This is a genomic window from Pseudomonas sp. FBCC-B1565 (assembly GCF_059133265.1).
In genome coordinates, this window is record NZ_CP101438.1 from 4,716,567 (window position 1) to 4,736,260 (window position 19,694).

Genomic DNA, 19,694 nt, shown 5'->3' on the forward strand with positions numbered 1-19,694 from the left:
ACCCTACTTATGCTCCCCAGCCTGTTTATCTCCCACGGATCGCCCATGCTCGCCCTGCAACCCGGCGCCAGTGGCCCGGCGCTGCAACGGCTAGCGGCCGAGATGCCACGGCCCCAGGCAATCGTGGTGGTGTCGGCGCACTGGGAAAGCTCTGAACTCCTGGTCAGCGGCAGCGCCGCGCCCGAAACCTGGCACGACTTCGGCGGCTTCCCCCGCAAGCTGTTTGCCGTGCAGTACCCGGCACCGGGTGACCCGCAGCTGGCCGGCAAGATTGTCGAGCTGCTGCACGCCGATGGCCTGCCTGCGCGCATCGATGACCGTCGCCCCTTCGACCACGGCACCTGGGTGCCGCTGTCGCTGATGTACCCGGCGGCAGATATCCCGGTGGTGCAGGTGTCGTTGCCCAGTCGTATGGGGCCTGCCCTGCAGACCCGCGTCGGGCATGCTCTTGCGGGCCTGCGTGAGCAAGGTGTGTTGTTGATTGGCTCTGGCAGCATCACCCACAACCTGGGCGAGTTGGACTGGCACGCGGGACCGGAGAGCATCGAGCCATGGGCGCGGGATTTCCGCGATTGGGTGGTGGATAAGCTGGCAGCCAACGATGAAACCGCGCTGCACGACTATCGCCGCCTGGCACCGAATGCCGTGCGCAGCCATCCCAGCGATGAACACTTGCTGCCGCTGTACTTTGCACGAGGTGCCGGTGGCGAATTCAGCGTGGCACACCAGGGATTCACCATGGGCGCGCTGGGCATGGACATCTACCGCTTCGGCTAAGGTAAGTTTCAGGCAAAAAAAATCCCCGAACCAGTCGGGGATTTTTTACTTGCGATCAATCAGCCCAAGGGCGGATCAATCTTCGCGGTAGCGACGCAGTTTGAGCTGCTTACCGGCAACGCGAGTGTCTTTCAGCTTGGTCAGCAGTTTTTCCAGACCGTCTTCAGGCAGCTCCACCAGGGAGAAGCTGTCACGGACCTGGATGCGACCGATGGCTTCACGTGCCAGGCCACCCTCATTGAGGATAGCGCCCAGCAGGTTCTTGGCAGCAATGCCATCACGCGCGCCCAGCGCGGTACGGCAACGCGCACGGCCTTCAGCCAATGGAACCGGAGCACGACGCTCACGATCACCACGGTCTGGACGGTCGCCGGAACGCTCTGGACGATCACCGCGTGGCGCGCTGTTCGGCACCAGTGGACGTTCTTTCTCGATGGCCGCCAGGGTCAGGGCCTGACCGTTGGTTGCCTTGCGCAGCAGGGCTGCAGCCAGGGCACGCGGGGTGCAACCGATGTCGGCGGTCAGGCGGTCCAGCAGGTCGCCGTGGGTCGATTCAGCGTCGGCCACCAGTGGCGCCAGGCTGTTGGTCAGTTTCTTGATGCGGGCATCGAGAACTGCCTGGGCATCCGGCAGGCGCACTTCAGCGACTTTCTGACCGGTCACACGCTCGATCACTTGCAGCATGCGGCGCTCACGCGGAGTCACCAGCAGCAGTGCACGACCTTCGCGACCGGCACGGCCGGTACGGCCGATACGGTGCACGTAGGACTCTGGGTCGTATGGCATGTCAACGTTGAACACGTGGGTGATACGTGGAACGTCGAGGCCACGGGCAGCAACGTCGGTCGCTACAACGATGTCCAGGCGGCCATCCTTGAGGGAGTCGATCACGCGCTCACGCTGGTTCTGGGCGATGTCACCGTTCAGCGCAGCGGCTTTGTAGCCCTTGGCTTCCAGGGCACTGGCCAGGTCCAGGGTCGCTTGCTTGGTGCGCACGAACATGATCAGGGCGTCGAAGTCTTCGACTTCCAGCAGGCTCAATACAGCCGAGGTCTTCTGGTCAGCGTGAACCAACAGGTGAGCCTGTTCGATCGCGGTAACGGTCTGGGTCTTGGTCTGGATTTTCACGTGTTGCGGATCGCGCAGGTGGCGTTCGGCAATGGCACGGATCGACTGCGGTAGGGTGGCCGAGAACAATACAGTCTGACGGGTCGGTGGCAGTGCCTTGAAGATGACTTCCAGGTCATCCATGAAGCCCAGCTTCAACATTTCGTCAGCTTCGTCCAGAACCAGGTGGTTCACGGTCGACAGGACTTTCTCGTCACGACGCAGGTGGTCGCACAGACGGCCCGGGGTGGCGACAACGATCTGTGCGCCATTGCGGATTGCCTTGAGTTGCGGGCCCATAGGCGCGCCGCCGTAAACGGCCACAACGGTTACGCCTGGCATTTGCTTGGCGTAGGTTTCAAAAGCGGTTGCTACTTGCAGCGCCAACTCACGAGTTGGCGCCAGGATCAGGGCTTGCGGTTCGCGCTTGGCAGGATCGATGCAATGCAGGATAGGCAGGGCGAACGCGGCGGTTTTACCGGTACCGGTTTGCGCCTGGCCAATCATGTCCTGGCCGGCCATGATGATCGGGATCGATTGCTGCTGAATCGCCGAAGGTTCTTCGTAGCCGGTCGCTGCGACTGCTGCAAGAATATTCGGGTTAAGATTAAAAGCGGCGAAGCCGCCGGTTTCCTGGGTCATGGGTCTGCCTCTAAGTGCATCCGCAAAGACCCATGCTCCAAAGCTGCGCATGCCGTGTTGAGACTCAAGAGTCGCCCTGGCTGCTTTGTCGGCGGGGATTTGCGAAAACGAATGAATGAAAAAGATTCGTCAAGGGAGAGTCCGCTGTGCGGACGTGCAGCCGAAGCTGACTTCGGGGAATTGCGCTACCTAAACGCGGCCCGGTTAAAGGCCGGCGCGCACTATACCGGAAATAGCTGAAAAAGGGAGCTTTTTTTATCGTAAGGCACCGATAAACCGCGCTGCATCACAGTCTTTGCAGATAACACCGCCAGGGTCTATTTTTCAGAGGCCCGGCCCTGCTGGTCATAACGCTTAAACGGTTCACCTGACCTTTGCGGTCCTTTGGTCCGAAACCTTTCCCCGCGCCCGAGGGCACACCCGATGAATCAAGCCAGCAGCAGCCGCGTCAGTCGTGAACTCCAGGGTCATGTCTTGCTTTTGGGTCTGGACCGGGTGGCCAAACGCAACGCGTTCGACCTCGACCTGCTCAATGAGCTGAGCCTGGCGTATGGCGAATTTGATCGAAATGACGACGCTCGGGTGGCCGTGGTATTTGCCCATGGCGACCACTTTACCGCCGGGCTGGACCTGGCCAATGTCAGCAGCGTGATGGCCAGTGGCTGGCAGCCGCCTCTGGGCGGTTGTGATCCGTGGGGCGTGTTTGCCGGCCCGCGCGTGAGCAAACCGGTGATCGTCGCGGCCCAGGGCTACTGCCTGACCATCGGGATAGAGTTGATGCTGGCCGCAGATATCAACCTCTGTGCGAGCAACACGCGCTTTGCGCAGATGGAGGTGCAGCGTGGCATCTTTCCGTTCGGCGGCGCGACGCTGCGCCTTCATCAGATCGCCGGCTGGGGCAACGCGATGCGCTGGCTGCTCACCGGCGACGAGTTCGATGCCCATGAAGCCCTGCGCCTGGGCCTGGTGCAGGAAGTGATGGCCAGCGAGGACTTGCTGCCCCGCGCCGTCGAACTCGCCAACCGCATCGCCCGCCAGGCACCGCTGGGCGTGCAGGCTACGTTGATGTCGGCACGGCTGGCGCGCATGGAAGGCGAAGCCGTGGCGGCTGAGGCGTTGCCGCCGATGGTGGACAAATTGCTCAACAGTGAGGATGCCAAGGAAGGTGTGCGGGCAATGATTGAGAAGCGACCCGGCATATTCAAAGGCATCTAGCTCAGGTCGCCGGGCGAATCGCCTTGATCAACGGCTGCAACGAATACCCCAACTTCGATGCCAGGGCCTCGGCGCGAGCGGACAGTGCCTCCAGATCCAGCGCCTGATCCAGCTCCGAAGGCACCAGCAAAATCACATTGCCCTCCTTCACCGGCAGCTCCCAGTAATGCCGGTGATACAACCCGCGCAACAATGCCGCGCCCAGCGGCTTGCCATCATCGGTGGCCCATTGGTTGATCACCAGCCAACCGCCAGGGTTGAGTTTTTTCTGGCAGTTCTCCAGGAAGGTCCACGCCAGATGCCCGACGCCGGGACCGACATCGGTATAGAGGTCGACGAAAATCAGGTCGGCCGACTCGGCGGTCTCCAGCAATTGCAATGCGTCGCCAATGCGGATGTACAGCCGCGGGTCGTCATCCAGCCCAAGGAACTCAATGGCCAGACGTGGCACATCGGGGCGCAGTTCGATGGCTTCCACATCTTCCAGCGGCAGGAACTTGAGGCACGCCTGGGTCAGCGTGCCGGCGCCCAGGCCGAGGAACAGCGCGCTCTCGGGTTGTTCATGACACAACGCACCGATCAGCATCGCACGGGTGTAGTCGTACTCCAGCCAGCTCGGATCAGCGGTGAACACGCAGCTTTGCTCGATGGCGTCGCCAAACTCGAGAAAACGGTAATCGGCCACTTCGAGCACACGGATCATGCCGAAATCATCATGGACTTCGGCCAGCAGGCGCTCGACACGCTCCTCGGTCATCACTACTCCTAACGGGTTTGCTGCACGGCAAAGGCGCGATTGTCGGCCAACCGGCGGCAACAGGTCACGCACTAATTGCTGATAACATTGGCGCCCCACCGTCAATCAGCCAATCGAGTTCATGATGAGCCAACCCTGGAGCCCCGACAGCTGGCGCGCCCTGCCGATCCAGCAACAACCCCGGTACCCGGACGCTGCACACTTGCTGCAAGTGGAGCAGAACCTGGCCAGCTACCCGCCACTGGTGTTTGCCGGTGAAGCCCGCGAGTTACGCCGCCAGTTTGCCGAGGTAACCCAGGGCCGCGCGTTCCTGCTGCAAGGCGGCGATTGCGCCGAGAGTTTTGCCGAGTTCTCCGCCGCGAAAATCCGCGACACGTTCAAAGTGCTGCTGCAAATGGCTATCGTGATGACCTTTGCCGCCGGCTGCCCGGTGGTCAAGGTCGGGCGCATGGCGGGCCAGTTCGCCAAGCCGCGCTCGGCCAACGATGAAACCATCGACGGTGTCACCCTGCCCGCCTACCGTGGCGACATCGTCAATGGCATCGGTTTCGACGAGAAAAGCCGCGTGCCGGACCCGGACCGCCTGCTGCAGTCCTACCACCAGTCCACCGCTACCCTGAACCTGCTGCGCGCCTTTGCCCAGGGCGGTTTTGCCGACCTGCACCAGGTGCACAAGTGGAACCTGGACTTTATCGCCAACTCTGCGCTGGCTGAAAAATACAGCCAACTGGCCGACCGTATCGACGAAACCCTGGCCTTCATGCGCGCCTGCGGCATGGACAGCTCGCCGCAACTGCGCGAGACCAGCTTCTTCACCGCCCACGAAGCGCTGCTGCTCAACTACGAACAAGCCTTCGTACGCCGTGACAGCCTGACCAACGACTACTACGACTGCTCGGCCCATATGCTGTGGATCGGCGATCGCACTCGCCAACTGGACGGCGCTCACGTCGAGTTCCTGCGCGGGGTGAACAACCCGATCGGGGTCAAGGTCGGGCCGAGCATGAACCCGGATGACCTGATCCGCCTGATCGATATCCTCAACCCGGACAACGACCCCGGCCGCCTCAACCTGATCGCGCGCATGGGCGCGGGCAAGGTCGGCGATCACCTGCCCCACCTGATTCGTGCCGTGCAGCGCGAGGGCAAGCAGGTGCTGTGGAGCTCGGACCCGATGCATGGCAACACCATCAAGGCCAGCAGCGGCTACAAAACCCGCGACTTTGCGCAGATCCTCGGCGAGGTGAAGGAGTTCTTCCAGGTGCACCAGGCCGAAGGCAGCTATGCCGGCGGGATTCACATCGAGATGACCGGGCAGAACGTCACCGAGTGCATCGGCGGCGCGCGGCCGATCACCGAGGATGGATTGTCGGACCGTTATCACACCCACTGCGACCCACGCATGAATGCCGATCAGTCTCTGGAGTTGGCGTTTCTGATTGCCGAGACATTGAAGCAAGTCAAACGCTGAGTTTTCAGTTGCCTTCAGGGCCTCATCGGGGGCAAGCCCCCTCCCACATTTTGATCTGTGAATACATTCAAGTGTGGGAGGGGCGGTGCGACGATTCGACTTGCCCCCGATGAGGCCCTAAAGACCAACCCCCATGCTGATCATCGCCGCCCGCAACCGGTCGGCACTGGGCCTTTGGCAGTTGAGCTGCACCTGCTCCAGCCCCAGCCAGTCGGCCATTTGCCGCAGGTTCTGCGCCAGCGCCAACATCCCTTCCTCATCCAACCCCGGCTCTTCTTCGTGCACCGCATGCACCGCCAGGCGCCCATTGGCGCGTTCGGCGCGCAGGTCGACGCGCGCGGCGATCCGCTCGTTGTGCAAGAACGGCAGCACGTAGTAGCCGTACACCCGCTTGTCTTGCGGGGTATAGATCTCCAGCCGGTAACGGAAGTCGAACAGCCGCTCGGTGCGACTGCGCTCCCAGACCAGCGAATCAAATGGCGACAACAAGGCGCTGGCCGGCACTTTGCGCGGCACTTTGGCATCGGGCAGGCAGTACGCCGGTTGTTTCCAGCTTTGTACCTGGCACGTCAACAATCGACCGTCTTCCACCAATTCAGCAAGGCGAGTGCGGCTGTCGGCCGGGTCGAGACGGAAGTAATCACGCAGGTCTTTTTCAGTACCGACCCCCAACGCGGTGGCGCTGTGCAGCAATAAGCCGCGCTGGGCCTCGGTTTCAGTCACAGAGGTTTGAAGGATATCGCCGGGAATGACCCGCTCCGGCAAATCATAGAGCCGCTCGAACCCGCGCCGGCCGGCGACCGTGACCAGGCCAGCGGCAAACAGCCATTCCAACGCGTGCTTTTCGTCGCTCCAGTCCCACCACGGGCCGGCGCGCTCCTCGCGGGTCGACAAGCTGCCGGCACCCAGCGCGCCCTGTTGCTCGACGGTCTGCAGCACCCGCTGAATAGTGGCCTGTTGCTCACGCCCAAAACGTGCCATTTGCGAATAAATGCCCTGCCCTTGCCTGGCCCGCTCCATGCGCCAGCGCATCAGCGGGTACAGCGCCATCGGCAACAGCGATGCCTCATGCCCCCAATATTCGAACAGCGAACGCCGCCGCCCCTGGCTCCAGGCGGCCTGTTCAAGTATCAGCGGGGAGTAGTTGCCCAAGCGGGAAAACAGCGGCAGGTAATGGGAGCGCACCACGGCATTGACCGAATCGATCTGCAACACGCCCAGGCGCTCGATCATGCGGTTGAGGTGCGCAGCCTTGATCAGTGCAGGCGCCTGGCGTCCGGAAAAACCCTGGGCCGCCAGCGCCATGCGTCGAGCTTGCTTGAGTGAAAAAGACAGGTCGGCGGGCATGGGTTTCTCCGTGGGGACTCGCCGACTACCCTACTGCATCCGCGATTATTTTCGCAGCGGGTCTTGCCAGAAATGCAGGTGGCGCTCCTGCTCCACGTCGCCGCGATTGAGGCCGATGTCCTTGAGCGCATCATCACTCAAGGTCGCCAGCATCTGGCGCTCCTCATGCAGCGCCTGCCAGCGCGCAACCTTGTGAAACAGCCCGGCAAACGGACGTTTCGCCAGCAATACAAAACCTCTTTGACCTTTCATCTTCTCGCCCTCCAGTGGGGATGGCGCAAGTGTGTGCCTGGCCTTATGATCAATCCAACGAATGTTTTTTATGCAATGCATCTCGGAGATTGATCAATTGTCCGGCTACCCGAGCATCGACACTGAAGTGCTGCGCACCTTCGTCGCCATCGCTGACGAGGGCGGCTTTACCCGCGCTGGCGAACGGGTCAACCGCACACAATCGGCGGTGAGCATGCAGATGAAACGCCTGGAAGAAGACGTATTGCAGCGCAAGTTGTTCGAACGCGATGGTCGGCAGGTGCGGCTGACGCCCGAGGGCCAGGTCTTGCTGGGCTATGCGCGGCGCATCCTGAAACTGCACAGCGAAGTGTTCAACACCCTGCGCGAGCCGCACATGGTCGGGTTGGTGCGCATCGGCACGCCGGACGACTACGTGATGCGTTTCCTGCCAGGCATCCTCAAGCGGTTTTCCAAGGCATATCCGCTGATCCAGATCGAGATGCACTGCGAGGCGTCGACGGTGTTGATGCAGCGCCGGGACCTGGCGCTGACCGTTATCAGCCGCGAACCCGGCAATGAAATCGGCGAGTTGCTGCGTACCGAGCGCATGGTGTGGGTGGCCGCGCCTTGCTTCTGCGTGGACGAACACGACGCGCTGCCGCTGGCAATTTCCGGGGTCGACAGCTTCTGCACCCAGTGGACCCGTGCGGCACTGGACGCCGCGGGGCGGGACTACCGACTGGCCTACCACAGTTCCAACGTGGCGGCGATTCAGGCCGTGGTGAGTTCCGGCCTGGCGGTGATGGTCAGCATGGAAAGCCTGGTGACCGACGATCTGCGGGTGCTCGGCAGCGAAGAAGGTTTTCCGCCGCTGCCATCGATGACGCTTCGATTGCTACGCAACCCGGCGATGACCTCCCCCATCACTGACTGCCTGGCGGAGTACATCCTCGAAGGATTCAAACTTTAAAAGTCAGCATCACCGCGCACACCACCAGGAAGCCGCAGAACAGGCCGCGCAGCACGCGCTCCGGCAATGCATGGGCGACCTTCACGCCCCAACTGATGCTGAGCAAGCCGCCAACGGCCAACGGCACGCCGATCATCCAGTCCACTTCCTGGTGCCAGGCGTAGGTGACCAACGTCACGCCGGTGCTCGGCAAGGCCAAGGCCAGGGACAAACCTTGGGCAACCACCTGGGTCGTGCCGAACAAACTGGTCAACACCGGCGTTGCGACCACTGCCCCGCCTACGCCAAACAAACCGCCCATGGACCCGGAGGCGGCACCCAGTACCCCAAGCCATGGCCAGGAATAACGCATCTGCGCCGTCGGCGGCGCGTTACGGGTGAACATGCGCAGCAAGTTGTAGGCGGATAGCGTCAACAGGAAGGCGATAAAACCGATGCGCATCGCACCCGCGTCCAAGCCCACTGCCCAGATCGAACCCAGCCAGGCAAACGTGAAACCCATGACGCCCAGCGGCAACGCATGGCGCAGCTCGATACGGTTGCGCTGGTGATAGCGCCACAGCGCCAGCATCACGTTGGGCACCACCATCACCAAGGCGGTGCCTTGGGCCAATTGCTGGTCCAGGCCGAACAACACGCCCAGCACCGGGATGGCAATCAACCCACCGCCAATGCCAAACAGGCCGCCCACCGTGCCGAGGGCCGCGCCCAAGATCAGGTACATCATTAAATCCAACACCGCTTGTTACTCCGCAATCCCAGGCCTTGCATGCTACGCAGTCGGCTCTGGCGCGGAAACGCACAGCAACGCACAATGGCTGTGCCAATCTCGCATAAGCGACGCTACGATGAACCCCAATCCTCTGACCGATCAACTGAGCCTGTTTCTCGATGTACTGGAGACCGGCAGTTTCTCCGCCGCCGCACGCCGCCATCCGCTGACGCCGTCGGCGGTAGCACGGCGGATCGACAGCCTGGAAAGCTCGGTGGGCAGCCGCTTGTTCCAGCGCAGCACCCACGCCGTAGTGCCGACTCCGGCGGGGCTGGCCTTCGCCGAGCGGGCACGGCGGATTGTCAGCGAGCTGCAACTGGCGCGGGCCGAAGCGGTGTCCCTCAGCCATGCGCCGGAAGGCCTCATCCGAGTCGATGCACCAGCGGCATTTGGTCGACGGCATCTGGCGCCGGTGATCGCGGATTTCCTCAATGTCTACCCGGGACTGGATGTGCACCTGCATCTGATCGACAGCTTTGTGGATATGCAGGGCGCGCACCTGGGCAAGGTGGACCTAGTGCTGCGCGCCGGCCATCTCGTCGACACGCGGTTGATCGCCACGCCCTTGGCCAGCATCGTGCGCATCGCGTGCGCCAGCCCGGCCTATCTGAAAAGCCGGGGCACGCCGATCCACCCTCGGGAACTGAGCGAACATGACGGGTTGGACTGGGATGGCCTGGCGCCGACGTTCGCCTGGCGCTTCGAGCTGGATGGGCGCCGTGCCACCTATCGACCGCAGCGCATCCGCATGAGCGCCAATAACGCTGAAGCCTTGTTGTCTGGTGCTTTGGCAGGACTGGGTATCGCTCACCTGCCCACGTGGCTGGCCAGCGAATACCTGGTGCGCGGCGAACTGCTGCCCTTGTTCTGCGAAGACGGCCTGCCCAGCCCCGAGACCACCGGAATCTACGCGCTGCGCCTGGAACAGCAACCCAATGCCCGCAGCCGATTGCTGCTGGAATATCTGAAGTCCCGCTTCAGCCCGGTGCCGCCTTGGGATCTGGCGCTACAGAGTGGCCTGGTCTAACCATTCGGTCAGAATTATCTGGCGCATTAAAGATTTGCCCGCTAGATTCCAGCCCAGACATGCTTTTTCGAGGTACCGCCATGAGCAAGAATCCTGATCCGTGCGAATCCCTGATGCTGGACAACCAGCTGTGCTTCGCCTTGCACTCCACCTCGCTGCTGATGACCAAGGTCTACAAGCCATTGCTGCAAGCACTTGGCCTGACCTACCCGCAGTACCTGGCCATGATGGTGTTGTGGGAAGAGGATGGTTTGACCGTCGGCGAAATCAGCAGCCGCCTGCTGACCGATCCGGGCTCGCTTACCCCACTGCTCAAGCGCCTGGAAGCCGAAGGTGTGCTCAGCCGTACCCGCAGCCGCGAGGATGAACGCGTCGTGGTTGTAGAACTGACCGAGGCCGGGCGGGCATTGCAGGACAAGGCCCTGGGGATCCCGCAGTGCATCCTGGGCGCCAGCGGCCTGGAGTTGGACCAACTACGCAAGCTACAAGCTGATTTGATTGCACTGCGCAGCAACTTGCAGAACGCAATTTAGAACGCCCCTCCCACATCGGTTTTGGCTACACGAAAATATTTTATAAATTTATCTTGCGCGCTAAACATTAGCGCTATACATTTGCCTCACCAACTACTTAGTGCGCAAACATTTAGCGCTAAAAACCAAGAGGAAAACACCATGCAAACGCTCTACACCGCAGTAGCTACCGCCACCGGCGGCCGTGATGGTCGTGCTGTTTCCAGCGACAACATCCTCGACGTCAAACTCTCCACCCCCAAAGAACTGGGCGGTGCCGGCGGCCAGGCCACCAACCCTGAACAACTGTTCGCTGCCGGCTACTCGGCCTGCTTCATCGGTGCCCTGAAATTCGTCGCCAGCCAGACCAAACGCAAAATCCCGGATGACGCCTCGATCACCGCCCACGTTGGCATCGGCCAGATCCCCGGCGGTTTCGGCCTGGACATCGACCTGCACATCAGCCTGCCCGGCCTGGCCCAGGACGACGCGCAGAGCCTGGTCGACGCCGCCCACCAAGTCTGCCCTTACTCCAACGCCACCCGTGGCAACGTCGATGTACGCCTGCACGTGATCGTCTAAATGAAACCGGCCGCCCCTGGAGAACGAAATGAACACAATTGGTAAAGCGCTCACCGGCACCCTGCTCGCCTTGTCCATCACCCACGCCTTTGCGGCGACCGGTGAAGTCGAGCACAACACCCAGGCCTTCCTGGATGTGTTGAACGCAGGCAACGGCAAACCGATGGAACAACTGACGCCCAAGGACGCCCGTGCCGTACTGACCGGCGCCCAGGCCGGTGTGAAGCTGACCTTGCCCAAGGCGGATGTGAGCCAGAAGACCATCCAGGTCGACGGCAAGCCGCTGGACCTGACCATCGTGCGGCCAGCCGGGGTCAAGGGCACATTGCCTGTGTTCATGTTCTTCCACGGTGGCGGCTGGGTGCTGGGGGATTACCCGACCCATGAGCGCCTGGTGCGGGATCTGGTGGTGGGTTCGGGGGCGGTGGCGGTATTCGTCAACTACACGCCTTCACCGGAAGCGCATTACCCAGTGGCGATCAACCAGGCCTACGGCGCCACAAAATGGGTGGCCGAGCACGGTAAAGAGATCAACGTCGATGGCAAGCGCCTGGCGGTCGCGGGCAACAGTGTCGGCGGCAACATGGCGGCAGTGGTCAGCCTGATGGCCAAGGATAAGGGCACGCCGGCGATCAAGTTCCAATTGTTGCTATGGCCGGTGACCGACGCCAATTTCGACACCGCGTCCTACAACCAGTACGCCGAAGGGCACTTCCTGACCCGCAACATGATGAAGTGGTTCTGGGACAACTACACCACCGACGCCAACCAGCGCGCCGAGGTCTATGCCTCGCCGCTGCGGGCCACCACCGACCAGCTCAAAGGCTTGCCACCTGCGCTGATCCAGACAGCCAGCGCCGATGTGCTGCGGGATGAGGGTGAAGCCTACGCCCGCAAGCTGGACGCAGCCGGTGTACCGGTGACTGCCGTGCGCTACAACGGCATGATTCACGACTACGGTTTGCTCAACGTGGTCAGCCAAGTCCCGGCAGTCCGCTCCGCATTGCTCCAGGCCTCGGATGAGCTGAAGCAACACTTGAAGTAAAAAACAGCGCCCACGAAAAAGCCCGACTCAAGGTCGGGCTTTTTTTCGTATCTGCGGGGCCAGAATTACTTCTTGGCGCGACCTTTGTACGAACCGCCTTCGCGGGTATCGATCTCGATCAGGTCGCCGATTTCGATGAAATCCGCAACGGCGAGTTCGGTACCGTTTTTCAGTTTGGCTGGCTTCATCACCTTGCCCGACGTGTCGCCGCGAGCGGAACCTTCGGTGTAGTCAACCTGACGCACGATAGTGGTTGGCAGTTCTACGGAAACCAGGCGGTCTTCGAAGAAAATCGCTTCGCAGATGTCTTCCATGCCTTCTTCCACGAACGGCAGAACGGCTTCGATATCTTCAGCGTTCAGCTCGTACATGGTGTAGTCGGTGGTGTCCATGAACGTGTAGGTGTCGCCGCTGATGAAGGACAGGGTCGCTTCTTTGCGGTCGAGGATTACGTCGTCCAGTTTGTCATCGGCGCTGTAGACGATCTCGGTCTTGTAACCGGTCAGCAGGTTCTTCAGCTTGGTCTTCATGATGGCGCTGTTACGACCAGACTTGGTGAACTCAGCTTTCTGAACCAGCCAAGGGTCGTTTTCGAGACGGATCACTGTACCGGGTTTCAGTTCTTTACCAGTTTTCATTGCATATATCCGAAATTTGGATGGGATTTACAAAATTCAAGGTGGCGTATCATATCCAACTTTCATAAAACTTCACCAGCGCCGTCGCAAGATCGGCCTGCAAGCCCTGTTCCAGACACCATGTTTCGGCATGCTGGCTGACCTCCGGCCAATGTTCCAGCAGCATTTTCCACGGTTGGGCCATATCGCCCTCCGTGTTCCAGGCTTGCCAGAGCCCGATCAACGCCTGCCTTGCAGCGGGTGACAAACCGGCGGTGTACAGATCCAGAAAGGCATCGAGTTTGTCGAGGTGAATATCTTCGTCCTGTCGATAGATATGCCACAGCAGTGGGCGCCCGGCCCACTGGGCGCGCACGAACGAGTCTTCGCCGCGCACGGCATTGAAGTCACAGCACCACAGCAGGCGGTCGTATTGCTCCTGACGCACGAAAGCGATGACCTGCACGGTCAGCGAGCCGCGCTGGTGGATATCCCCCGCCACCAGCCGATCCAGACCCAGCCAGCGCTGCACATCGCCCAGAATGCGCCCCTCCGGCACCAATAGATGAGTGGCACGCCCGTCCGTCGATAACTCGTCCAACCAACTGGCGAGCCCGGCATTTTCGTAGGCAAACAGTGAGATCAGCCGCGCACCGGCTGTGGGAAACACACCCAAGGTTTGCAGGAAGTCTTGCTGCGCACTCGCATCCTGCTGAAAAGCCCGACGCTGTTCCAGCAACCCGGCCTCACGCAAAAGGCCGCCGGTGCCGGGGCGGAATCCGGGGAAGAAGAAGTACTTCTGCACGCCCTTGAACTTCACCGACGGCAGCCGGTGGCAACCCACGACCCATTCCTCGGCACTGAGGTAATCCAGGTTCATCCACACCGGCGTGCGTTCACGCTCGGCCATGGCCTCCATATACTCAGGCGGCAACTGGCAGGCAAACGCGGCGATCACCACATCCGCCGCGGGCGCGCCCACCCACTCGGCCGGCCAATGACGCACTTCGACGCCTTCCTGCCATTGTTGATCGAGCTGCACATCAATCTCAGGGCACATGCGTTCGAATGCGCGCAGGTCGTCAACCCATAAGCGCACATCACAGGCGTGTTCCGCCACCAGTTGCCGGGCCAGGCGCCAGGTCACGCCGATGTCGCCGAAGTTGTCGACGACGCTGCAAAAAATATCCCAGCGGGCTTTCATTCCGGGCTCCAACGCTCAAAGGTTCGATTGTCCGCATAAATGTGCGGATGCAGAAGGCTTGATCACGATTATTCTGCACGGTGGCTGTGCGACAATCGCCGCCACGCCGTCAATGCCTGCCAGGAGGGCCTCATGTCTGATCGTCCGTTGTCGCTGTTCAAGCTCAGTGCCGCTATCTCGTTTGGCGTATGGCTGGGGTTTATCGCCATCGTGCTGACCACCTGGCTGGCGTCGCGCTACCTGTTCCCCCAGAGCCTGGCGCCGGTGGCCCAGGCAGTGCAGCAATTGGGCAAGCCTGCGGTGGCCGCGCCTGAACCGCCGAATCGCATGTTCGAGCAGTATCAGCAGAACCTGCAGAAACAGGAGCAGCAACAGAGCCTGGACCAGGCGCGCAACAATGCGCGCAACCTGTCCAACCCCAAATGCCAGTTCTGGCTGCAACAGGACCAGAACGCTCCCAACGAAAAGACCCGGGCCAATGTCCTGCAATTCTGCGATTGATGACCATGAATAAACACGCCGTCCACCTGCTCATCCTGGAAAAGCTCAGCGTCGACCTCGACATCGCCCAGCGCGCCGCGCAGACCGCCTACGAAACCGCGACCCACGAAGAAAACATCGCTGAAAACAAGTACGACACCCTCGGGCTGGAGGCATCCTACCTGGCGGCCGGGCAAGCCAAGCGCGTCGAGGAGATCAAGCAGGCGTTGGCGCTGTGCCAGAACCTGCCATTACGGGCCTACGATGATCAGCGCGGTATAGAAGTCGGCACCCTGCTGGGCCTGGAAGATGAGAGCAGTCGCCAGCAATGGCTGTTCCTGGCGCCGGATGCGGCCGGTTTGAAGGTTGACGTGGTTGGACAACCGGTGACCGTCATCACCCCGCGCTCACCACTGGGCAAAAGCCTGCTGGGCAAGTTCGAAGGCGATGAGGTGGAGATTCTGGTGGCAGGCGCCCGGCAACATTTTACGGTTACCGAGGCCAAATAAACCGCTGGCTTAATGGACGGGCAATTCAACGCCGTCGAAAAGCTCTTCCAGCTCCTGCTTGTTGTGGCACTGGATCGCCTTGGCCATGACTTCGCGGGTCAGGTGCGGCGCAAACTTCTCGATGAAATCGCACATGAAGCCACGCAGGAAGGTGCCACGACGGAAGCCGATCTTGGTCACGCTGGACTCGAACAGCTCGCTGGCATCGAGCACCACCAGGTCTTTGTCGAGGGCCGTGTCGACCGCCATCTTGGCGACGATGCCCACGCCCAGGCCCAGGCGTACATAAGTCTTGATCACGTCGGCGTCGGCGGCAGTGAACACCACTTTCGGCGTGAGGCCACGATGACTGAAGGCTTCGTCGAGCTTGGAACGGCCGGTGAAACCGAACACGTAGGTCACGATCGGGTATTCGGCCAGGGCTTCCAGGGTCAGCTTCGGCAGCTTGGCCAAAGGGTGACCTTGCGGCACGACCACACAACGGTTCCAGCGGTAGCACGGCATCATCACCAGGTCGCCGAACAGCTCAAGAGCCTCGGTGGCAATGGCAAAATCGACGGTGCCGTCAGCGGCCATTTCGGCGATCTGCATCGGCGAACCCTGGTGCATGTGCAGGGCCACATCCGGGTACTGCTTGATGAAATCACGGATCACCGGCGGCAACGCGTAACGCGCCTGGGTGTGGGTGGTGGCGATGGACAGCGTGCCTTTCTTCTCGTTGGAGAATTCCTGGGCGATCTGCTTGATGCTTTCGACTTTGCGCAGGATCTCGCCGGCGGTGGTGATGATGCGCTCACCGGCCGGGGTGACACGGGTGAGGTGCTTGCCGCTGCGCGCGAACACTTCGACGCCCAGCTCGTCTTCGAGCAGGCGGATCTGCTTGCTGATACCGGGTTGCGAGGTGTAGAGGCTTTGAGCGGTAGCGGAAACGTTGAGGTCGTGGTGCGCCACTTCCCAGATGTAGCGCAGTTGTTGAAGCTTCATATGTGTCCCTCAAAGCAGATAGACGCCACGGGTATCAGCGACGGTATATAACTATATTAAAGGTTTGATGGATAAATCTAGAACTTTTTATCCTTTTCATCCATCACACGTCATCACTGCGTCGACGTTGCAACGAAGGCACCAGGTAGACCGGCACCGTAGACAGCTGCAGCACCCGCGCAGCGGTGCGGCCCAACGGGGTGGCCGCCGCGGTTGCATGGCTATGACTTCCTACGATCAACAGATCCACGGAAAGTTTGCGCAGTTGGTCGAGAATCACCTCGCAGGGGTCCCCCTGGATCACCCGTACCGAGCGAATCAACTTCAGGTCTTGCTCGCCGTCCCCCAACTCCTCGCGAAAACTGTCCAGCACCCGCTGTTCGATCGTCGCCATGACCGTGGTCAGCCCCTGGCTTTGCCACTCACTCAGGGCCTTCTCATCAAGGTAGCTCTGCAACACCGATTCGGCGAACAGGCCGATGGGCTCGACCACATGAATCACATACAGGTCCGCCTTGAACGTTCGAGCCAGCGCCAGCGCATGTTGCATCACATAAGGCGCGTACAGACCGAGGTCCGTGGCGTACAGCATCGAACGGATCATAGAACCTCCTGGACTGCCAGGATGGCGGAGATGAAATCAGCTTAGCAGCGCCCTAGATCTTCACCTCATTACTGATGCCATGGGGCACGTGCCCGGTGGCGACAAATTCCATGGCTTTCTCGCAATGCCCGGCCTGGTCATCGAAAAACACATCGGCGGCAAACGCCTCCAGGAATGCAGATTTCTCCAGGCCGCCAAGGAACAACGACTCGTCCAGGCGGATATCCCATTCACGTAAGGTGCGAATCACCCGCTCGTGTGACGGCGCCGAACGGGCAGTGACCAAGGCGGTGCGGATCGGACAGGCCTCATCGGGAAACTCGCGCTGCAACAAGTTGAGTGCCGCCAGAAAACCCTTGAAAGGACCGCCGTGCAACGGTTGGCGCGCCGCCTCTCGCTCATTGGCCTGGAACGCGGCCAGGCCACCGGCCTGGTACACACGTTCTGACTCATCGGAAAACAGTACAGCGTCGCCGTCGAAGGCAATGCGCAGTTCTTCGCTGGATGCGCGGTTCGGGCCGCCCGACAGAATCGTCGCCGCCGCGAACCCCGCATCGAGGGCACTGCGTACATCCTCGGCATGGGTCGAAAGAAACAGGTGGCAGCCAAACGCCGCCAAATAAGGATAAGGGCTACGACCGCCTACGAAAGCGGCACGGGAAATATCCAGGCCGTAATGCTGGATCGAATTGAACACGCGCAAGCCGGTGTCAGCGCTGTTACGCGACACCAGCACCACTTCAACCCGCGCACGGCCCAGGCTGGCGTTCAGGCTCAGCAGTTTCTTGACCAGCGGAAATGCATCGCCGGGTTCGAGGATTTCCTCCTCGTGCTCGATCTGGTACTTGCGGTACGCCTCAACGCCTTGGGCGAGGTAGATCTTGTGGCTGTCGCTGAGGTCGAACAGTGCCCGCGACGAAATCGCCAGCACCAGTTTGTCGCCCAATCCCTTTGCCATGGTGTGTCCCCCTGCTCAGCGGTTACGCCGATCAATAAAACTCAAGGCCTGATACAGCGCCTGCATCCGTGGCAGCTCACAGCCGGCAGCCCTGGCCGCAGCAAGTGGGCGGGCGTAGATCGCCGCCAGTTCCAGCGCGCGTTTGTGCACGTGGTCGTGGTACATGCTCGGCAGGTAATCGTCCATGGTTTCAGTCAGGGTAAACATCTGCTCGGCGTAGCTTTGGGGAATCTCATGACCACAGGCGTGGGCACCCTGCACCACTTCGGCCATCAGCGCCTGGATCAGTTCGCGGCTGGATTCGTCCGCCATCATCGCCGTGGTCCCCGCGCCCAATAACACCGACAGGCCATTGTAAGGCACGTTCCACACCAGCTTGTGCCAGCGTGCCAGATGCACATTGGCCATGGCCTGCGACTCGATACCGGCCTGGTGAAACAACGCGGCGCCTGCGTCGACAATCTCCTTTTGGCGGGCGTCATCATTGGCCGCGGTGCCACTGTGATACCCCAGATTGACCCGGCCCAACGCCTGGTGCTCGATAACGCCCGGACCAGAACGGTGCACGCCGATATAACACAGGCCACCCAGCAAGTGCAGCGACGCCGGCAAGTGTTCACGCAGACTGTCTTCCACATCAAGGCCGTTTTGCAGCAACACCACCTTGGCATCCGGCGCCGCCACCTGGGCGAGGGTCGGGGCCAATTCGACGTTGCCGGTCGACTTGGTGCCCACCAGCAGCCAGTCGCATGGCGGCATATCGGCAGCGCGGGCGTAGGCCTGCACGGGATGCAGATGCAATACGCCGTGCACGGTGCTGTTCAAGTGCAGGCCGTGCTCGCTGACCGCCGCGTATTCGCTGCGCAGCAAAAAGTGCACATCGAAACCGGCGCGGGCCAGCATCAGGCCGTAGAAACCACCAATGGCACCGGTGCCGATGATGCCAATGCGTGGTGGCTGGGGTGTAACTGCTGTCATGGCAAATCCTCAGTTGGACGGGTGAGTGCCTGTTTTACGGCATCGAAAACGTCGTCACGCGTAAGACGTGTCTGTATTTGCCCAAGGAATTGACCCTCGCACACCACGAACAGCGCCGGCAAATGAAAGATCTGGTAGCGTTCGACCGCACCACCGTTGTGCCCGGCGTCCACCCAGCACAGCCGGTCCACCGGTAACGGCCAGCCCGGCACTTGCTGGCGTGCCCAGCGGCAACTGGAACACCCTGCGCTGGTAAAGATCACCAGAGAAATACCTGGCAATCCCAGCAATTGCTGGTCAATATCCAGGTCGGTCAATTCCAGTTCCTTCACTATACTGCTGCCACCGCCGTCAATTGGACGGTGCTCGGAGTCCGTGTACATGGGTCGTTTTTTACCTCACCCTGATGATGTCGCTGTCGAGTTAATCCAACGTCCCTCTCCCGCCATCCCTCGCCAACGCCTGCACGCTATCGGCCTGGGCGGCATCGCCTGCCATTGGCCACGCGCTTGGCGCGAAGGCACGGCGGTTGATCTGCATATCCCGTCCCTGGGTGCCAGCGCACGTTATCCAGGCTATGTGGCGTGGTGCCGCAAGGTGGAAAACGGCTACCGCGTCGGTGTCTCGTTTACCGATGAACATGCGTTGTTCGGTGCACGCATGGGTGAGCAAGCATGCCGGATAGAGCGCTACTGCCGCCAGCACGAAGACACCGAACCGACACCCCAGCAACTCGAAGCCCTGGCCCGTGAGTGGGTATCGCGCCATGCCAGCGAGTTCTCCCACGAAGCCTTTGTGGCGCCAGCACTGGATTAAAGCGGGCTTTGCCCATTGTCGCGGGCCGGTGTTACGCGCTAAGGTTCCTCCCCCCTGCATTCAAATCATGCTGTGCTCCGCCGCAC

Annotated in this window: 23 protein-coding genes; 11 read left to right on the top strand and 12 right to left on the bottom strand. The window is 61.1% G+C overall.

Translation table 11 applies throughout. The features are described 5' to 3' along the window. Positions 1–9: 9 nt before the first annotated feature. Entirely contained in the window at positions 10–777 is a 768-nt protein-coding gene (locus tag NL123_RS21795; RefSeq protein WP_494356322.1) for a DODA-type extradiol aromatic ring-opening family dioxygenase, read from the top strand. Between the two features lie 75 nt (positions 778–852). Here NL123_RS21795 and NL123_RS21800 read toward each other — a convergent pair whose 3' ends face one another. Next, complete coding sequence (locus NL123_RS21800) at positions 853–2,526, bottom strand: DEAD/DEAH box helicase (RefSeq protein ID WP_058427958.1); 1,674 nt, start codon at positions 2,524–2,526, stop codon at positions 853–855. Positions 2,527–2,949: 423 nt separating this feature from the next. Between NL123_RS21800 and NL123_RS21805 the strand changes: the two genes are divergently transcribed. Then, positions 2,950–3,741 (top strand): crotonase/enoyl-CoA hydratase family protein, encoded by a 792-nt coding sequence (locus NL123_RS21805; protein WP_494356323.1) that lies wholly within the window; start codon positions 2,950–2,952, stop codon positions 3,739–3,741. Between the two features lies 1 nt (position 3,742). Here NL123_RS21805 and NL123_RS21810 read toward each other — a convergent pair whose 3' ends face one another. After that, entirely contained in the window at positions 3,743–4,498 is a 756-nt protein-coding gene (locus tag NL123_RS21810; RefSeq protein ID WP_494356324.1) for a spermidine synthase, read from the bottom strand. A 124-nt stretch (positions 4,499–4,622) separates the two neighbouring features. On the opposite strand from NL123_RS21810, the gene NL123_RS21815 reads away from it, so the two are divergent. Next, complete coding sequence (locus tag NL123_RS21815; RefSeq protein ID WP_071488516.1) at positions 4,623–5,969, top strand: class II 3-deoxy-7-phosphoheptulonate synthase; 1,347 nt, start codon at positions 4,623–4,625, stop codon at positions 5,967–5,969. A gap of 117 nt (positions 5,970–6,086) precedes the next feature. Here the strand turns inward: NL123_RS21815 and NL123_RS21820 are convergent, their stop codons facing one another. Both NL123_RS21820 and NL123_RS21825 read right to left on the bottom strand, forming a co-directional pair. Beyond that, positions 6,087–7,316 (bottom strand): winged helix-turn-helix domain-containing protein, encoded by a 1,230-nt coding sequence (locus tag NL123_RS21820; protein ID WP_248487161.1) that lies wholly within the window; start codon positions 7,314–7,316, stop codon positions 6,087–6,089. Between the two features lie 45 nt (positions 7,317–7,361). Further along, positions 7,362–7,568, bottom strand: coding sequence for a DUF1127 domain-containing protein (locus NL123_RS21825; protein WP_071496297.1), 207 nt, complete (start codon positions 7,566–7,568; stop codon positions 7,362–7,364). Positions 7,569–7,638: 70 nt separating this feature from the next. Between NL123_RS21825 and NL123_RS21830 the strand changes: the two genes are divergently transcribed. Next, positions 7,639–8,520 (top strand): LysR family transcriptional regulator, encoded by an 882-nt coding sequence (locus NL123_RS21830; protein ID WP_248487158.1) that lies wholly within the window; start codon positions 7,639–7,641, stop codon positions 8,518–8,520. Here the strand turns inward: NL123_RS21830 and NL123_RS21835 are convergent. Further along, the gene (locus tag NL123_RS21835) at positions 8,510–9,259 is read right to left on the bottom strand and encodes a sulfite exporter TauE/SafE family protein (protein WP_248487156.1); all 750 of its coding nucleotides are present in this window, start codon (positions 9,257–9,259) and stop codon (positions 8,510–8,512) included. The genes NL123_RS21830 and NL123_RS21835 overlap by 11 nt on opposite strands. A 109-nt stretch (positions 9,260–9,368) precedes the next feature. Here NL123_RS21835 and NL123_RS21840 point away from each other — a divergent pair, with 109 nt between their 5' ends. The 4 genes from NL123_RS21840 (at position 9,369) to NL123_RS21855 (ending at position 12,458) form a co-directional block, all read left to right on the top strand. Beyond that, the gene (locus NL123_RS21840) at positions 9,369–10,319 is read left to right on the top strand and encodes a LysR family transcriptional regulator (protein WP_071488521.1); all 951 of its coding nucleotides are present in this window, start codon (positions 9,369–9,371) and stop codon (positions 10,317–10,319) included. Positions 10,320–10,399: 80 nt separating this feature from the next. Then, positions 10,400–10,852: a MarR family winged helix-turn-helix transcriptional regulator gene (locus NL123_RS21845; RefSeq protein WP_071488522.1), complete on the top strand. Its 453-nt coding sequence runs from the start codon at positions 10,400–10,402 to the stop codon at positions 10,850–10,852. Between the two features lie 141 nt (positions 10,853–10,993). Then, positions 10,994–11,413, top strand: a complete 420-nt coding sequence (locus NL123_RS21850; RefSeq protein ID WP_071488523.1) for an organic hydroperoxide resistance protein — start codon at positions 10,994–10,996, stop codon at positions 11,411–11,413. A gap of 28 nt (positions 11,414–11,441) precedes the next feature. Continuing rightward, positions 11,442–12,458 carry an alpha/beta hydrolase gene (locus NL123_RS21855; protein ID WP_092247699.1) on the top strand — a complete coding sequence of 339 codons (1,017 nt, stop codon included), beginning with the start codon at positions 11,442–11,444 and terminating at the stop codon, positions 12,456–12,458. Between the two features lie 65 nt (positions 12,459–12,523). On the opposite strand, the gene NL123_RS21860 is transcribed toward NL123_RS21855, so the two are convergent. Both NL123_RS21860 and earP read right to left on the bottom strand, forming a co-directional pair. Further along, entirely contained in the window at positions 12,524–13,096 is a 573-nt protein-coding gene (locus tag NL123_RS21860; protein ID WP_248487152.1) for an elongation factor P, read from the bottom strand. A gap of 49 nt (positions 13,097–13,145) precedes the next feature. After that, the gene (earP, locus tag NL123_RS21865) at positions 13,146–14,279 is read right to left on the bottom strand and encodes an elongation factor P maturation arginine rhamnosyltransferase EarP (RefSeq protein WP_248487149.1); all 1,134 of its coding nucleotides are present in this window, start codon (positions 14,277–14,279) and stop codon (positions 13,146–13,148) included. Positions 14,280–14,411: 132 nt separating this feature from the next. Here earP and NL123_RS21870 point away from each other — a divergent pair, with 132 nt between their 5' ends. Both NL123_RS21870 and NL123_RS21875 read left to right on the top strand, forming a co-directional pair. Next, a complete protein-coding gene (locus tag NL123_RS21870; RefSeq protein WP_248487147.1) occupies positions 14,412–14,780 on the top strand; it encodes a hypothetical protein in 369 nt (122 codons plus the stop codon). Positions 14,781–14,785: 5 nt separating this feature from the next. Next, entirely contained in the window at positions 14,786–15,268 is a 483-nt protein-coding gene (locus tag NL123_RS21875; RefSeq protein WP_248487145.1) for a GreA/GreB family elongation factor, read from the top strand. Positions 15,269–15,277: 9 nt separating this feature from the next. On the opposite strand, the gene cysB is transcribed toward NL123_RS21875, so the two are convergent. The 5 genes from cysB to NL123_RS21900 form a co-directional block, all read right to left on the bottom strand. Next, positions 15,278–16,252, bottom strand: coding sequence for an HTH-type transcriptional regulator CysB (cysB, locus tag NL123_RS21880; RefSeq protein WP_012722988.1), 975 nt, complete (start codon positions 16,250–16,252; stop codon positions 15,278–15,280). Positions 16,253–16,355: 103 nt separating this feature from the next. Beyond that, complete coding sequence (locus NL123_RS21885; protein WP_058427971.1) at positions 16,356–16,856, bottom strand: universal stress protein; 501 nt, start codon at positions 16,854–16,856, stop codon at positions 16,356–16,358. 52 nt (positions 16,857–16,908) lie between these two features. After that, the gene (locus NL123_RS21890; RefSeq protein ID WP_071488528.1) at positions 16,909–17,814 is read right to left on the bottom strand and encodes a 5'-nucleotidase; all 906 of its coding nucleotides are present in this window, start codon (positions 17,812–17,814) and stop codon (positions 16,909–16,911) included. 15 nt (positions 17,815–17,829) lie between these two features. Beyond that, on the bottom strand, positions 17,830–18,792 hold the full coding sequence (locus NL123_RS21895) for a putative 2-dehydropantoate 2-reductase (RefSeq protein ID WP_248487141.1): 963 nt from the start codon (positions 18,790–18,792) through the stop codon (positions 17,830–17,832). Next, on the bottom strand, positions 18,789–19,175 hold the full coding sequence (locus NL123_RS21900) for a YbbN family protein (RefSeq protein WP_248487140.1): 387 nt from the start codon (positions 19,173–19,175) through the stop codon (positions 18,789–18,791). The genes NL123_RS21895 and NL123_RS21900 overlap by 4 nt, the downstream gene beginning before the upstream one ends. Here NL123_RS21900 and NL123_RS21905 point away from each other — a divergent pair. Beyond that, positions 19,174–19,608, top strand: a complete 435-nt coding sequence (locus NL123_RS21905) for a PilZ domain-containing protein (RefSeq protein ID WP_248487138.1) — start codon at positions 19,174–19,176, stop codon at positions 19,606–19,608. The genes NL123_RS21900 and NL123_RS21905 overlap by 2 nt on opposite strands. The last annotated feature ends 86 nt before the right edge of the window (positions 19,609–19,694 follow it).

Bases quoted from the DNA above. Each gene is read 5' to 3' on its own strand.
- NL123_RS21825 (WP_071496297.1), bottom strand. From the start codon at position 7,568: ATGAAAGGTCAAAGAGGTTTTGTATTGCTGGCGAAACGTCCGTTTGCC.
- NL123_RS21875 (WP_248487145.1), top strand. From the start codon at position 14,786: ATGAATAAACACGCCGTCCACCTGCTCATCCTGGAAAAGCTCAGCGTC.
- NL123_RS21830 (WP_248487158.1), top strand. From the start codon at position 7,639: ATGCAATGCATCTCGGAGATTGATCAATTGTCCGGCTACCCGAGCATC.
- NL123_RS21840 (WP_071488521.1), top strand. From the start codon at position 9,369: ATGAACCCCAATCCTCTGACCGATCAACTGAGCCTGTTTCTCGATGTA.
- NL123_RS21815 (WP_071488516.1), top strand. From the start codon at position 4,623: ATGAGCCAACCCTGGAGCCCCGACAGCTGGCGCGCCCTGCCGATCCAG.
- cysB (WP_012722988.1), bottom strand. From the start codon at position 16,252: ATGAAGCTTCAACAACTGCGCTACATCTGGGAAGTGGCGCACCACGAC.
- NL123_RS21895 (WP_248487141.1), bottom strand. From the start codon at position 18,792: ATGACAGCAGTTACACCCCAGCCACCACGCATTGGCATCATCGGCACC.
- NL123_RS21900 (WP_248487140.1), bottom strand. From the start codon at position 19,175: ATGTACACGGACTCCGAGCACCGTCCAATTGACGGCGGTGGCAGCAGT.
- NL123_RS21820 (WP_248487161.1), bottom strand. From the start codon at position 7,316: ATGCCCGCCGACCTGTCTTTTTCACTCAAGCAAGCTCGACGCATGGCG.
- NL123_RS21805 (WP_494356323.1), top strand. From the start codon at position 2,950: ATGAATCAAGCCAGCAGCAGCCGCGTCAGTCGTGAACTCCAGGGTCAT.
- earP (WP_248487149.1), bottom strand. From the start codon at position 14,279: ATGAAAGCCCGCTGGGATATTTTTTGCAGCGTCGTCGACAACTTCGGC.
- NL123_RS21810 (WP_494356324.1), bottom strand. From the start codon at position 4,498: ATGACCGAGGAGCGTGTCGAGCGCCTGCTGGCCGAAGTCCATGATGAT.
- NL123_RS21870 (WP_248487147.1), top strand. From the start codon at position 14,412: ATGTCTGATCGTCCGTTGTCGCTGTTCAAGCTCAGTGCCGCTATCTCG.
- NL123_RS21860 (WP_248487152.1), bottom strand. From the start codon at position 13,096: ATGAAAACTGGTAAAGAACTGAAACCCGGTACAGTGATCCGTCTCGAA.
- NL123_RS21885 (WP_058427971.1), bottom strand. From the start codon at position 16,856: ATGATCCGTTCGATGCTGTACGCCACGGACCTCGGTCTGTACGCGCCT.
- NL123_RS21855 (WP_092247699.1), top strand. From the start codon at position 11,442: ATGAACACAATTGGTAAAGCGCTCACCGGCACCCTGCTCGCCTTGTCC.
- NL123_RS21795 (WP_494356322.1), top strand. From the start codon at position 10: ATGCTCCCCAGCCTGTTTATCTCCCACGGATCGCCCATGCTCGCCCTG.
- NL123_RS21845 (WP_071488522.1), top strand. From the start codon at position 10,400: ATGAGCAAGAATCCTGATCCGTGCGAATCCCTGATGCTGGACAACCAG.
- NL123_RS21800 (WP_058427958.1), bottom strand. From the start codon at position 2,526: ATGACCCAGGAAACCGGCGGCTTCGCCGCTTTTAATCTTAACCCGAAT.
- NL123_RS21850 (WP_071488523.1), top strand. From the start codon at position 10,994: ATGCAAACGCTCTACACCGCAGTAGCTACCGCCACCGGCGGCCGTGAT.
- NL123_RS21890 (WP_071488528.1), bottom strand. From the start codon at position 17,814: ATGGCAAAGGGATTGGGCGACAAACTGGTGCTGGCGATTTCGTCGCGG.
- NL123_RS21905 (WP_248487138.1), top strand. From the start codon at position 19,174: ATGGGTCGTTTTTTACCTCACCCTGATGATGTCGCTGTCGAGTTAATC.